Source organism: Paenibacillus sp. FSL R5-0486, assembly GCF_037975155.1.
Lineage (GTDB): Bacteria > Bacillota > Bacilli > Paenibacillales > Paenibacillaceae > Paenibacillus > Paenibacillus amylolyticus.
The window spans coordinates 371,562-385,089 of the sequence record NZ_CP150237.1 but is presented as its reverse complement, the minus strand read 5'-3'; the positions used below and the strand labels follow the sequence as shown (position 1 = coordinate 385,089).

Below are 13,528 nucleotides of genomic sequence, written 5' to 3'. Positions count from 1 at the left end.
CCCGATAACAAACATCCATTCATTCATATAACAAAAACAGCTTTCGCCGCTCCTTCCATTCCGCTGCCTGTACATTCCACGCGTCCATTAAACGAATGAATTCCGCGCGGTCATGAATCGTTTCCCTGGCTTCCTTACCCCCTGCCAGCAGGTCGATAAAGTACCTTGAACCCGGCTCTGGTGGCTCCAGCCAGCAGAATTGCTCCGGATAGAGTGACACCAGTTCATGCAAAAGCACCAACCCTGTCTCTACCGCCCGAAATTTCCTGCTGTCCGTTACAAAAATCCTTACGCCACCACACAGCTCACCTGCGTGTTTGGAGAATGTTGGGGACATGTACACTGGATGCACATGTACACCTTCCAGCTTGTATTCCCCAAATCGTTCCGCCAAACGCTCACCCTCAATCCAGGGGGCTCCAATCCACTCGAATGGGCGGGTCGTGCCCCTGCCCTCCGATACATTAGTGCCTTCGAACAGGCACGTACCCGCATATACCCGCACACTGTCCAGCGTGGGCATATTGGGAGAGGGTAACATCCAGGGAAGCCCACAATCCGCAAACTCCATGGATCGCTGCCATCCTTCCATGGTAACCACGTCCAATTCGCAAGGTACATCCATCTCGCTGTTGACCATCAGGGCGAGTTCACCTATCGTCAATCCGGTACGTACAGGTACACGCCAAGCGCCAACGAGTGATTCATACCCCGCGTTCAGCACACCGCCTTCCACAACGTTTCCACCCAGCGGATTGGGACGGTCCAGAATCAGCATACGTTTGCCTGCTCCAGCACAGGCATCCATCATATGGAACAAGGTTGAGGCATATGTGTAATAACGGATACCCACATCCTGAATGTCGAACAGCACCGTATCCACTCCAGCCAGCATTGCAGGCGTAGGTTTCTTGTAATCTCCATACAGGCTGAACACCGGAATGTCCAGACGTGGATGAAGCATGTCTCCGAATCTGACACCCGCCTGAAGCTCTCCAGACAGTCCGTGCTCACAGGCATAGAGCGCTGTAAGCTCGGTATTAGCCAGTCCGGCGCACACATCTATTGTCGATACAAAATCCGCTGTAATACCAGTCGGGTTTGTAATTAGACCGATTCGATTACCCGTTATCCATGGATGCGATAACCCTCTGGACAGAAGATCAACTCCCGTTTTTACAGCCGGGATCTGCTCGGTCCCATTCAACTGACCCATCACACATTCCCCTGGCTGACCCAGCCTGTATGCTGGTGATCATTACCACCTGTTACGACAGGCTCTTCTTCAGGCTCCAACACATTAAGAGCAACCTTATGCTGATAAATGGCAAACATACCTCCAAACAGCGCTCCGAAACCAACGACAGTCAGCATCAGCAGAGCCGTCAGGCACATGGCCTGAAAACAAGCGCCCATCGTGTACCCCGGGTGACGGAAGAACAGCTTTACACTTTCCCCCATCGCCTGAACGATGCCCATGTTTTTTTGTAAAACAAGCTGCCAGGTATAGAACTGTGACATCAACGCCATGAGAACAAAGAACGTCTGGAATACACCCACTGCTGTACCTGTAATTCCACCCTGTCCACCGTAATACCACCAAGTTGACCATAGAATGAAGCCAAGCACCGCGAAAAGCACACCCACCGATCCTCCCGGGATTATTCCCTTCAATGTTCCGACCCAGATATCCTTAAGTCCATTGCGCCGTTCCTTACGTTCCAATCTGTGATGCACGACATAACAAACACCGAACAGGATGGGCATATACATCAAGGCCAGAAGCAGTATAGCGATCGGCAGCGGAGCAAACATCAGAATGGGAACCAATACGATGGAACTCACGACACTGTACAAGGCCACCGAAATAATATCCCGATAGATTTCCGCACCCGACTTGATCAATACTTCACTCAGCTTACGCATGTTTATTCTCCCCTTTCTCACCGTTCCTTCTTCACCAGGCATCGTCTCTTACTCCCGTCCAATCGCAAGCTCCGTCTCTGGATCAAAAAAGTGCGCCTTACGTAGGTCCAGCACAAAATTTTTGTCCATACCTACATAAGCATGTGTTTCCGGGTGGACCTTGGCCGTAACAGTACGGGCACCGGAATGGAAATATACCAAATTCTCGGAGCCCAGATGTTCTACAACCTGAACTCGCGCCTGCAGCATGTGGTCTGTTGGGATATTCGGAGCGACATCATCACCAAAAATATGCTCTGGACGCAGACCCATAATCACCGGCTTGCCTTGATGACTCTGAAGACGAGCGAGTACATCTTCTGGCAAGGTGAATGATGCACCGTCCACGACAACCTGCGTGCCTTCAATCCGGGCATCGATGAAGTTCATCGCCGGTGAACCGATAAATCCGGCAACAAACATATTCCGCGGACTCGCATACAATTCTTTCGGTGAAGCCACCTGCTGAATATCTCCATGATTCATGACCACGATGCGTTCCCCAAGTGTCATGGCTTCTACCTGATCATGCGTCACGTACACAATCGTGGCACCGAGACGTTTATGCAGCTCACCCAACTCCACCCGCATCTGTACCCGCAACTTGGCATCCAGATTGGACAGTGGTTCATCGAATAAAAACACCTGCGGATCACGGACGATCGCCCGTCCCACCGCAACACGCTGGCGCTGACCACCAGACAGCTCGCGTGGTTTGCGCTCCAGCATAGCTTCCAGTCCCAGAATGGAGGCCGCATTCTGCACCTGTTCATCAATGTAGGACTTTGGCTTTTTCAGGTTTTTCAGGCCAAAGGAAAGATTCTCACGGATGGTCATATGCGGATAGAGTGCATAATCCTGAAATACCATCGCGATATCCCGATCCTTCGGATGCAGATCGTTAACAAGCCGGTCACCGATCACAATATCACCGCTCGTTTGCTTTTCAAGTCCGGCAATCATCCGCAGTGACGTTGTCTTGCCACAGCCCGAAGGACCCACAAACACTACGAATTCCTTATCTTCTATAACAAAGTCCGAGCCGGCCACAGCCGTGAACGTTCCTTTATGATCGTCTTTGAATTCTTTGCGCACTTGGCGAAACTCCACGCGTGCCATAGGTAGATCCCCCTTTACGTTGTCGCTTGTCCTGAACTATATAAGTTCAACTAACGAATCCTTACACTGGCACTCCGATGACAGAACAACCTTCCGATCGCTGTTATCCCCAGATTTCTTTGATTCCTTTATAAAAGGGGAAATCCGGTGATAGCGTATGCTTCCGATGTAGCTTTCTTTTAAAAAGCTTTTAGGCGAACACTTTCGCTTCTTCAGGTTATTTCTGTCCTCTCCGTTATAGTGTAAATGTTTAGTTGAACATATATTGGAATTAACCTTTAACTGCACCGATCGTAATGCCCTGCAGGAAGTAACGTTGCAGTGAGAAAAACAGAATGATCATGGGCAGCGCACCTATTGTTGCCCCTGCCATCATTGCGCCGAAGTCCGTTGATTCGGCAAATACAAACGAGGCCAGCCCCACCTGAATGGTACGCATCTCGTTGGAATTGGTAATGAGGAACGGCCAGAAGAATTCATTCCACGAAGCTACAAACGTGAATATCGCCAGCACCGCAATTCCCGGCTTTGCCATCGGCAGAATGACTTTCCAGAAGATGCCGAACTCACTACATGCATCGATACGTGCCGCATGAATCAGCGATGTGGGCAGCGTGGACATGAACTGTTTCATTAGGAATATGTTCCCTACGCTAACGGCAGCAGGCAGAATAATGGCCGTATACGTATCCCCTAGATCAAACACGTTGACCATCAGAATGTACAAAGGAATCAGCGTCACCTGTGCCGGAATCATCATTGTCCCAAGCAAAGTCCAGAATACCGCCTGACTACCCGGAAACTTTAGTTTGGCGAACGCATATCCCGCCAGGGAGGCGAAGAATACATTTGTGACGGTCAGAATGATCGAAATGAGCAACGAGTTGTATAACCAGCGCCAGGCATCGGTTTTGGCAAAAAAGCGCTCATATGGTGATAACGATAACTGCTCCGGAATCATCTGTGGTTTAAACGAAGCCGACATCGCGCTATCCTGCACCGAACCAACGAGCATCCAATACATCGGAATGACCGTCACCAGCGCCCAGACTACCAGCAGAATGGATGCAACAACGAGCAGAATCTTTTTCTGTGTTGATTTCATGGATTTCATTCACCCCCGGATGCTTAATGCAACGTGCTCTAATCGTACGTGTTTTGAACTACCTCTAATACTCAATATCGCTGGAGAAATATTTGAACTGAATGACGGAGATGACAATGATGATAATCGCCAGTACAAACGACTGAGCCGAAGCCAATCCGAACTCATAGAACTTAAATGCCGTCTCGTAGATCAGATAAGCGATCGTTGTTGTCGCAAAGTTCGGTCCACCCTGTGTCATCAGATATACCGAGATAAACACCTGGAAGGATGTAATGACACCCGTGACGAGCAGATACAGCGTAGTTGGTTTGAGCAGCGGCCATGTAATCTTGCTGAACTGGATCCAGCCGCTGGCATGATCAATATCCGCCGCTTCATACAGCGATTTCGGAATACCACCCATGGCTGCCAGATACAGAATAATGCCCGCTCCGTGTGATCCAAGCCAGTTCATCAGAATGAGTGAAAAGAGTGCCGTTCCCGATTGGCCCAGCCAGATTACCGGGTCAAGACCGAACAGGCCGAGGAAGCGGTTCAGCAGTCCTGAATCCGTCGGGTCAAAGATTGCCAGCCATACAATGGAGATGGTCACACCGGAGGCTACCGCAGGCAGATACATGGTAGCTTTGAAAAATGTTTGCCATTTGCTTTTCATTTGATAGATGAAATAGGACAGTACAAATGTAATGAGAATATTGACCGGGACTGTGCCTACGGTGAAGATGACTGTATTTTTAATCGACTTCCAGAACGTCTCATCCTTCACCAGTCGCTCGTAGTTATCCAATCCAACCCACGTTGAGTTCATAATGTTGTATTTCTGGAAGCTCATCACAAGAGCCGTCAGAACGGGATACAGTGTGAAAATGAGAAACAGCAGGACAGGCGCCAAAATAAACAAATACGCCCACCCGTAGTCTCGCCAAAACCGGGCAACCCGGGAAGGCCGGGGCACTGACGGTTTTGGCGCAAGGGCGGTCTGCATGGCGAATCCTCCTCTCCTAATCAGTGTGGTTTTACGTTATGTTTGATTGTCCGAGTTATTGTCCAAACATCTGCTGGCCTTTGCTCTTGAAGTCTTCTGCGATCTGCTCCGGTGATTTTTCACCCGAGAACAGCGCCTGAATATTAGGCTTCACAACCTGTTCCTTGAATTGTTTCTGCTGAGATGCTTTGTCGATATCCAGTTCAAGTACAACCGGCATCGCGATATTCTCTGCCATGACTTTTGCAGCAGCCAGATTATCCGGTTGACCAAGCTCTTTTCCTTTAAACAGATCCACCTGGGACTGTCTTACGAATGGAAGCGCCAGTTCATTGGCCGAGTTCCCTGCTCTGGCACCACTAAGCGCCTCCATCACCAGGAACGTATTTTTGGCATGTTGTTCGCCCTTGTCCTTTTTCTGTTTGAAGGCTACATACCCTTCGCCGCCCATCGTTGTGGCCGCAGGTTGATCATCATTATGTGGTACAGGCAACAGGACAAAATCAATCTTCTCTCCCTGCACCTTGCCATCATCGATGTCCTTGTTTCGATTCTGAATCATCACATCATAATAAGGAATCGCTTTGGAAATAATCGCCGTTTCCCCCGCGTAGAACATATCCGTCCGTTTCGCTGGAGCGAGAGCCGCCGTTTCCTTCGGCATATACCCTTGATCCATCAGGTTTTTGATAAAAGAGAGGGTATCCAGAATGCGACCATCATTCCATTGGAACGTGCCGTCTTTATCAAGAACATCAATCATCCCGTTATTCCGGGACAGCATCTCAATGAAGTCAAGTGAGGTTCCGTCGGTAACCAGTGCATATTGCTTGGCCCCGCCATCCAGCGTTTTGGTCAGCTTGGCAGCAGCATCGTTGAATTCGGACCAGGTCCAGCCATTTTGCTGAATGGACTTCCAATCAATGCCTGCTTCCTCCAGAATGCGTTTGTTACCACCCCAAGCCCATTGGAATTGATACAAAGGCAGTCCATACTGTTTCCCCTGAATCTGGCCTAAATCAAGCGTACCTGGCAGGTAGTCGTCCTTGATCTCAGGTGTCAGGTAGCTGTCCAGCTCAAGTGCCAATCCCGTATTCACATATGTGCCGTCTACGCTATGAAAGTAAAGATCCGGCGGGTTACCTGCGTTCAGAGCGACATCGAATTTTTTGGGCCCTTCCGCCCAGGAAAGCATTTCCGTCTTCACGGTAATGTTCGGGTGTTCTTTATTGAAATCAGAGATTAGATCCTTCAGTTCATCTTCATATGTGCCATGTACAGGATAGGTCCATACCGTTACCGTATCATCGGCATTCGGGTCATCCGAAGCAGCACCTCCGCTATTCCCACAGGCTGTAACCCAGACCATCATCAACAACATTGCCCATACCAGACCCTTCTTTTTCATCCCTTCATCTCCTTTGCATGTCATCATCCGATTCTTTCATTGCCTAACCATGCTACCCCTTTGTGATCGTTCGGCCTTCAAACGCAATCCACCTATACACGCGGCAGTAAGGAAAAGCACCTCCCCTGTAGATTGGGCCTGCCAGTCGCAGGCTAAATCTCTTAAATGCAATATTAACGTCAACTTAATTGACATTAACAGTATTAATTCCTTCCAAAATTGTAGATTGAATTCATTATATGAGTTGTAAAATAAAAATTCAATATTATTTTTTATTATAAAATTTAATTTTACTTTTTCTTTTCATGCAACTATACTATGTAAAAAGAAAACCCAAGCAAGCGAGGTGAGCCACTTTGCGAGTATATGTAGGCGTAGATGGAGGCGGTACCAATACTGATGCAGCAATCATTTCTGAATCTGGTGAAATTCTCGCCCGACTCAGCGGTGGTCCCACGAATCCTCACAGCGTATCCACTGAACAGGCCATTTCCGAACTGCAACGAGTGCTGGAACAGCTATTTAATCTAATAAGTGATTTATCGACAAATTGTGAGGGTATATGCCTTGGTATGTCAGGTGTAGATACGATCCAAGAACGGCAACTTATAGCCAAAGCAGTAAATAACTATATGAAGAGTCGTAATCAACAGGCATCAGAAGGTTGTCCAGTCTGGGTTGTATCCGAAGGAGAGATTGCTCTGATGGCCTCTCTCGGACATACGCACGGTGTATTGTGTATCTCTGGAACAGGTTCCATCGTGTACGGATTTACGCTGGAAGGCGAGCGATACCGTGCAGGAGGCTGGGGTCATCTGCTCGGAGATGAGGGGAGTGGCTATCGTATTGGGCAGCGTGCACTCCAAGTGGTTATGCAGAGTTATGACGGTGTTCTTCCTCCAACCCGTTTAACCCCGCTTCTTCTAAAGAATCTGAACCTTCGGGATATATCGGAGTTAAAGACGCGAGTGTATCAGACGGATTGGGGCAAAACCGAGACCGCATCCATCGCCCGCTTAGCTATGGAAGCAGCTGAACTCGGAGATGAGGCCGCCCAGGCACTGATCATTGACGAAGCCTCACAATTGGCGGATACCGCCAAGGCGCTGATTGCCCGTCATCCCGAATTTGCAACCACTCCGGTTGTCCTGTCCGGATCACTGTTTCGATACGTTGTACTTTTCCGAAATACATTTATTCACAAACTATCTGAATATTATAAAGAGTTGGACTTTGTATATCGTGAAGATGCCCCCGCTCCAGCGGTTGGTGCAGCACAACTGGCAAGAAAACGCCGTTCCCTGAAAGAATCATTTTAAAAGAGAGAAGGAGGCCATACGGATGAATCACATGCTGAATTCACTACTAACAGAACAACCCAATCCACTAACGGATCATATAGATGAATTGCCTTCGGCAGAAATTATGGAACTCATTAATAAGGAAGATCAACGCATTGCGGAGCTCATTCAGCCCCTGATTCCGGTCATTGCTCAAGCTGCGGATCGGATCTTGGAGGCGTTTCAGTCTGGCGGCAGGCTATTTTATGTAGGCGCAGGTACCAGTGGACGATTAGGAATACTTGACGCTTCGGAATGCCCGCCTACCTACGGAACCCCGCCCTCCATGGTGCAGGGTATTATTGCAGGGGGATTCCGGGCAGTGAAGGACCCGGTTGAAGGTGCTGAAGATAATGAGGAGTTGGGAGCTGCCGACCTTGATGAACATGGCTTAGACAAAAACGATGTTGTGGTTGGCATTGCAGCCAGTGGACGAACGCCGTATGTGCTGGGTGCGATGAGACACGCCAAGGAGATCGGGGCTACGGTGATCAGCCTGAGTAATAATACAGGCACGCCGATGACCCTGTTGGCTGATGTGAGCATTGAGGCTGTTGTCGGCCCAGAGGTTGTCATGGGTTCAACACGTATGAAGGCAGGCAGCGCCCAGAAAATGATTCTGAATATGCTCACCACTACCGCCATGATTCGTCTGGGCAAGGTTTACCGTAATTTCATGGTTGATCTGAACCCTTCGAACGAAAAGCTTGTCCATCGGGCCAAACGCATGATACATCTGGCAACCGGAGCAAATGAAGCGGATATTGAAGAGGCTTTTACCGGTGCAGACGGTCATGTAAAAACGGCAATCGTCATGCTGATGGCAGGTGTGGACGCAACGGAAGCCCAGCACAGGCTTGATCTGGCTGACGGATTTGTCCGCAGCGCCATTGCGGGGCCTTCCTGAGCCGTACAGGGGGTATTATTAGAGGTTGAAAGAGAGGAGCCCAACATTAGTCTGGGCTCTTTTTTTATTTTTTTATTCTAAAAGCGGATATAATCCGTCAAAAAATCCCCTCCTGCATAAACAGAAAGGGATTCATATGGTTCTACTTCACTTGTGCTCCAGAATAGCCTGTCGGCTCTTCTCCAAATATTCCACCGACTGGTTATAATCCCGACTGGCAATCGCCAGATACAAAATATCGATCACGTTCAACTGTGCAATCCGTGACGAAGTTGCTCCGCTCCGAATATCACTTTCGGTAGAAGTAATCATCAGGGGCACATCCGCCATACTACTGAGTGTATTGCTGCCCCACTTGGTAATGCTGATTGTCGCTGCACCACCATCATGAGCATGTTTGAGACAGGAGATTACGTTCGACGTCTCCCCTGAATACGAGATACATACCACCGCATCATCCTCACGAAGCGTCGTTGCGGACGAAATCTGCATATGCGGATCGGCGAACGAAAAGCTTGTGCGATTGATTCGCATGAACTTGTAATGTGCATCCAGCGCAATCAGGTTGGAGGCCCCTACTCCATAGAAAAAGATCCGGTTTGCCTGATGAAGCACGTCCACAGCTTTTTCCACCAGACGTGGGTCCAGAATATGAACCGTATCCTTCACCGACTGAATATTGTTTGCGGACACATGCTGAATAATGCTCTCCATGGAGTCCTGGGGACGAATCTCCGTATATTGATATGGCTCACTCGTCTGCAAATCTCCGGCGATCTTCAGCTTCAGCTCCTGAAAACCCGTTACACCTAGTGATTTGCAGAGACGGATAATGGCAGCTGGGCTGCCTCCACTCCGTTCAGACAACTGGGCCACCGAGGATTGAACAGTTTCTTGCGGGTGATCGAGAATATAAGCTCCGATCTTCCGTTCGGACGGGGTCAAGTCATCCATTAATGCGCGTAAACGTACAAGTCCACCTTTCATGCCTTCCATTCGCTCCTCCTTTCCGTACTGCATTCATGTACAAGCATTTTATCTTATAATTCCACTCGCGTCTAATCGAATTCCTCGCCCTTCCATAACTGAACTCATATTAAATTCAGGGCTCACTAAAGTGTGAGATTGCCCGAGATTACGGCGTGTTTCGCGCCGGTTACTGCCGGGAGTGTATTGGTTCTTCCCATAAGTGCCTCATGGCCAAGTAAAGCAAATCCAATGGCTTCCCGAGCATCATCGGGTATACCATAATCTGCCGTTCGCTCCAAACGGATATCCTTCGGTAGTCTCTGACGGATCATCTCCATTAACGTGGCATTGGAAGTGCCACCACCGCACGCGAGCATGGCCGATATTTGCACCTTGGGCAGGATAAAATCCTTCACTGCACGCACGATGGTTTCCGCGGTCAGACAGGTGGCAGTAGCCAGCGTATCTTCAAGAGATAAGGAACGCTTTGCGGCCATCTCCATCAGTCTCACTGCATACGCGGCTCCATATACTTCTCGCCCGGTACTTTTCGGTGGAAGTCTTTTGAAATACTCATCCTCCAAACACAGGTCTACCAGACCCTGATCGACCTTCCCCTGTGCGGCAATACTTCCATTCGGATCATAATGCTGCCGCCCATCCGTTGCCTGCCGCACAATGGCGTCCATCACCATATTCCCTGGTCCCGTATCAAATGCCGAAATACCTTCGGTAGAAGACTCGGAGGGAAGCACCGTCACATTGCCAATGCCACCGATATTCTGCACCAGCCGTCCTTCCGTCGGGCTACGGAACATCAGAGCATCCGCATAAGGCGTAAGCGGGGCACCTTCCCCACCAGCGGCCATATCCCTTGCCCGCAGGTTGCCAATCACTGGCAGTCCTGTCCGTTCTCGAACGACAGCACATTCACCGATCTGCAATGTCGATACCACATCAATACTTGCTCCCGTTGGCCCTGGAAATGCAGATGCTACAGGAGCATGCCATACCGTCTGCCCATGCATGCTAATCATATCCACCTGCTGCGTTGAGATACCGGCAGACTGCATCAGTTCCGTAACGCTATGCGCATACCACTCCGATACACCAAAATGCGCGGCTGTCAGCTCGTCGACACGCGCCGTCCTCGGTGAACATAACCGGATCAGTACGTCTCTCAATCCATTCGAATACGGCACACAGACGAAATCAACCAGCTCTATCTGCTGTAATGCCCCGCTCATATCGGTTTGAATACGCACCAGTGCCGCGTCAGTTCCATCAAGTGACGTTCCTGACATTAGTCCGATGACCAGATGCTCCTGCTTCAAACGATACTTCTCCCACATTGGATAGCTGCCTGTATCCATCCACTTCCAACCTCCTGCAAGACCCGATGAACACATCATCCTGCCATAATTTCACCCAGTATATGATATTAAATTTCACAAGTCAAACATTATATGAAATTTAATTACATCATTAAAAATAAAAAGAGAGATATTCATCCCATTTGCGATCACACACCATGTTTTCTTCCATCAATTGATAATTAGATATCAGAAGAGAAACATTTTTACATTTTTACCGTTTATATTATGTAGGGATATTTTGGATTTAAGAAAATGATCTAATATTAGTCGAGGTGCATAATGAAGAAAACCATTTTACTACTGTTTTTGAGTCTATTCTTACTCGTTTTGCTCCCTAATCAGGGAAATGCCGCTGCAAGCACGTCGAAAATCTTTATGGATGGAGAGGAATTAGTCCTCCCAAGTGATGTACAGGTGACGATTATCAATAAAAACGTGATGATCCCAATTCGTGTCGTTGCCGAAAATTTGAAATTCAAAGTCGATTGGAACCAACAAGCACACACTGTAAAAATTCAGCAAGATCAACAGACGATTTCCCTAACCGTCGATCAAAAGCAAGCCATGGTTGCTGACAAACAAGTCACTTTGAACACAGCACCGCAGATTTTGAATAAAACGCTGGTGGTTCCCATTCGATTTGTCAGTGAACAGATGGGGCTTAAGGTGAGATGGAACAATCAAGACAAGATCGTATACTTAACGAACACTAGTAAAGAACCTGCAATTGAACCAGGAAATAGTCCTGGAAAAGGAGATTCAAGCTCTACCGCTCAGGTTACCGATATCCAATTTGCCAATAATCAGCTCGTGTTATCCACCGATGGGGCCGTTCAGCCGATAGTAACGACCCTCAAGTACCCTGATCGTCTGGTTGTGGACTTGCCCGGAGCCACCTTTGGTGATATCTCCCAGCCGCTGGATCAAGGACTCAATGGCAAGTTGGATGTGAGCGGTTATCCCAATGTGACAGAAGTGAGATATTCACTGTTCAAACGAGAACCGGCACAAGTTCGCATTGTCGTAGAATTGAATAATGTGAAGAATGTCCAGTACAGCCACAATGTGATTGCCGACAAACTGATTATTGATCTGAATGTTGCGGGTGACAATGTCACACCTGCTCCAGTCACTCCAGTAGGCGACTCAGGACGCAAGGTTGTGGTCATCGATCCAGGACACGGTGGCAGTGATCCAGGGACGATCAGCATCACGAACAAACCCGAAAAGGAATACAATCTGGCATTAGCTCACAAAGTACAAGCCCTGTTGCTCAATGAACCCAATATCGAATTGGTGATGACTCGTGAAGGTGATACCTATCCGACCCGCCCTGAGCGTGTTCAACTCGCCAATCAATTAAATGCGGATGTATTTGTATCTATCCATGGCAATAGCGTGAAGTCCGCCCCCCAAGCCACAGGTACGGAGACATATTATTATCAACGCAGTAACAGCAAGGAATTAGCTACAATCATTCATCAACGTTTGGTGAAAGCCATGGGTCTCAGAGATCGTGGTGTGAAGAATGGCAACTTGGAAGTAATCCGAGACACGACCATGCCTGCAGTGCTTTTGGAAGTGGGATTCTTGAGTAATGTGCTCGATGAAGAACTGATGTCGTCCGAAGTTGTTCAGATGAAAGCCGCTCAAGCGATAGCCGATGGAATCAAGGAGTATTTGGGCCTATAAATCATCAAATAAATCAGATAAAGGAAGTGTTTCTTTGAATAAGAAGCTAGGTTGTGCACTTATATTATCATGCTTGATCCTTATCGGAGTTGGATGTGCCCAGAAGCCAGTGAGCCAATCCGGTTCGAATGAACCTGCTGTTCAGGGAGGACAGGTGCAGGCACCAAACCCATCCGAAACGGAGGTGGATCTGGGCACAATAAATACACAAACCGTCGATGTATATTTGGCAGACTCTCAGGTACTTGAGCTAGAGAAAACAGAGCAGGAAATTGAGTACAAGGATGACTCCGAAAAATATGAAAAAACATTTGCAGCGTTGCAAACAAACACCGATTCAGAGCTTGTTTCCCTCTGGGAGCAGGTGGAATTGCTCTCTGTCCAATATGCTGAGGGTACGGTGACTTTGAATGTTCATATCCCCGCTGAAGCGAACCTCGGTACCAGTGGAGAATTGCTCGCATTGGAAGCTTTAACAACAACGATGTTTCAATTCGATGAAGTGAAGAGTCTGGATATACTGGTGGATGGTGAAGCCGTTGATAGTTTGATGGGCCATGCCGAACTGGAACACCCCATTCATCGCGAACCCTAACTGATCAGACAACAATGGAAAAAGAACGTCCCCAGGGACGTTCCAATCTGACGCATCAATTCGA

General features: G+C 48.4%; 12 protein-coding genes. 4 read left to right on the top strand and 8 right to left on the bottom strand.

Annotated elements, in window-relative coordinates; genetic code table 11:
• Nucleotides 1-19 precede the first annotated feature (19 nt).
• The 6 genes from MKY01_RS01860 to MKY01_RS01835 form a co-directional block, all read right to left on the bottom strand.
• Nucleotides 20-1,216, bottom strand: a complete 1,197-nt coding sequence (locus MKY01_RS01860) for a DUF1343 domain-containing protein (RefSeq protein WP_339285130.1) — start codon at nucleotides 1,214-1,216, stop codon at nucleotides 20-22.
• Nucleotides 1,216-1,926, bottom strand: coding sequence for a hypothetical protein (locus tag MKY01_RS01855; RefSeq protein ID WP_339285128.1), 711 nt, complete (start codon nucleotides 1,924-1,926; stop codon nucleotides 1,216-1,218). Before MKY01_RS01855 ends, MKY01_RS01860 begins: the two co-directional genes overlap by 1 nt.
• A 48-nt stretch (nucleotides 1,927-1,974) precedes the next feature.
• Nucleotides 1,975-3,084, bottom strand: coding sequence for a sn-glycerol-3-phosphate ABC transporter ATP-binding protein UgpC (gene ugpC, locus MKY01_RS01850; protein WP_076253940.1), 1,110 nt, complete (start codon nucleotides 3,082-3,084; stop codon nucleotides 1,975-1,977).
• A 271-nt stretch (nucleotides 3,085-3,355) separates the two neighbouring features.
• Entirely contained in the window at nucleotides 3,356-4,189 is an 834-nt protein-coding gene (locus MKY01_RS01845) for a carbohydrate ABC transporter permease (protein ID WP_017691096.1), read from the bottom strand.
• A gap of 64 nt (nucleotides 4,190-4,253) precedes the next feature.
• A complete protein-coding gene (locus MKY01_RS01840) occupies nucleotides 4,254-5,177 on the bottom strand; it encodes a sugar ABC transporter permease (RefSeq protein ID WP_339285126.1) in 924 nt (307 codons plus the stop codon).
• Nucleotides 5,178-5,232: 55 nt separating this feature from the next.
• The gene (locus MKY01_RS01835; protein WP_339285124.1) at nucleotides 5,233-6,585 is read right to left on the bottom strand and encodes an extracellular solute-binding protein; all 1,353 of its coding nucleotides are present in this window, start codon (nucleotides 6,583-6,585) and stop codon (nucleotides 5,233-5,235) included.
• 356 nt (nucleotides 6,586-6,941) lie between these two features.
• Between MKY01_RS01835 and MKY01_RS01830 the strand changes: the two genes are divergently transcribed.
• Entirely contained in the window at nucleotides 6,942-7,904 is a 963-nt protein-coding gene (locus MKY01_RS01830; protein WP_339285123.1) for a BadF/BadG/BcrA/BcrD ATPase family protein, read from the top strand.
• A 22-nt stretch (nucleotides 7,905-7,926) separates the two neighbouring features.
• On the top strand, nucleotides 7,927-8,832 hold the full coding sequence (gene murQ, locus MKY01_RS01825) for an N-acetylmuramic acid 6-phosphate etherase (RefSeq protein WP_338707568.1): 906 nt from the start codon (nucleotides 7,927-7,929) through the stop codon (nucleotides 8,830-8,832).
• 147 nt (nucleotides 8,833-8,979) lie between these two features.
• Here the strand turns inward: murQ and MKY01_RS01820 are convergent, their stop codons facing one another.
• Together MKY01_RS01820 and MKY01_RS01815 are read right to left on the bottom strand one after the other, a co-directional pair.
• Complete coding sequence (locus tag MKY01_RS01820) at nucleotides 8,980-9,819, bottom strand: MurR/RpiR family transcriptional regulator (protein WP_036616797.1); 840 nt, start codon at nucleotides 9,817-9,819, stop codon at nucleotides 8,980-8,982.
• 125 nt (nucleotides 9,820-9,944) lie between these two features.
• The gene (locus tag MKY01_RS01815; RefSeq protein ID WP_339285121.1) at nucleotides 9,945-11,174 is read right to left on the bottom strand and encodes an anhydro-N-acetylmuramic acid kinase; all 1,230 of its coding nucleotides are present in this window, start codon (nucleotides 11,172-11,174) and stop codon (nucleotides 9,945-9,947) included.
• Nucleotides 11,175-11,456: 282 nt separating this feature from the next.
• Between MKY01_RS01815 and MKY01_RS01810 the strand changes: the two genes are divergently transcribed.
• The gene (locus MKY01_RS01810; protein WP_339285119.1) at nucleotides 11,457-12,869 is read left to right on the top strand and encodes an N-acetylmuramoyl-L-alanine amidase family protein; all 1,413 of its coding nucleotides are present in this window, start codon (nucleotides 11,457-11,459) and stop codon (nucleotides 12,867-12,869) included.
• A gap of 34 nt (nucleotides 12,870-12,903) precedes the next feature.
• Nucleotides 12,904-13,464 (top strand): GerMN domain-containing protein, encoded by a 561-nt coding sequence (locus MKY01_RS01805; RefSeq protein ID WP_339285117.1) that lies wholly within the window; start codon nucleotides 12,904-12,906, stop codon nucleotides 13,462-13,464.
• Nucleotides 13,465-13,528 lie beyond the last annotated feature (64 nt).

What these genes read in the sequence shown, in the direction of transcription:
- MKY01_RS01810 (WP_339285119.1), top strand. Translation starts at nt 11,457, where the DNA reads ATGAAGAAAACCATTTTACTACTGTTTTTGAGTCTATTCTTACTCGTT.
- murQ (WP_338707568.1), top strand. Translation starts at nt 7,927, where the DNA reads ATGAATCACATGCTGAATTCACTACTAACAGAACAACCCAATCCACTA.
- MKY01_RS01855 (WP_339285128.1), bottom strand. Translation starts at nt 1,926, where the DNA reads ATGCGTAAGCTGAGTGAAGTATTGATCAAGTCGGGTGCGGAAATCTAT.
- MKY01_RS01820 (WP_036616797.1), bottom strand. Translation starts at nt 9,819, where the DNA reads ATGAAAGGTGGACTTGTACGTTTACGCGCATTAATGGATGACTTGACC.
- MKY01_RS01845 (WP_017691096.1), bottom strand. Translation starts at nt 4,189, where the DNA reads ATGAAATCAACACAGAAAAAGATTCTGCTCGTTGTTGCATCCATTCTG.
- MKY01_RS01860 (WP_339285130.1), bottom strand. Translation starts at nt 1,216, where the DNA reads ATGGGTCAGTTGAATGGGACCGAGCAGATCCCGGCTGTAAAAACGGGA.
- MKY01_RS01840 (WP_339285126.1), bottom strand. Translation starts at nt 5,177, where the DNA reads ATGCAGACCGCCCTTGCGCCAAAACCGTCAGTGCCCCGGCCTTCCCGG.
- MKY01_RS01815 (WP_339285121.1), bottom strand. Translation starts at nt 11,174, where the DNA reads ATGGATACAGGCAGCTATCCAATGTGGGAGAAGTATCGTTTGAAGCAG.
- ugpC (WP_076253940.1), bottom strand. Translation starts at nt 3,084, where the DNA reads ATGGCACGCGTGGAGTTTCGCCAAGTGCGCAAAGAATTCAAAGACGAT.
- MKY01_RS01835 (WP_339285124.1), bottom strand. Translation starts at nt 6,585, where the DNA reads ATGAAAAAGAAGGGTCTGGTATGGGCAATGTTGTTGATGATGGTCTGG.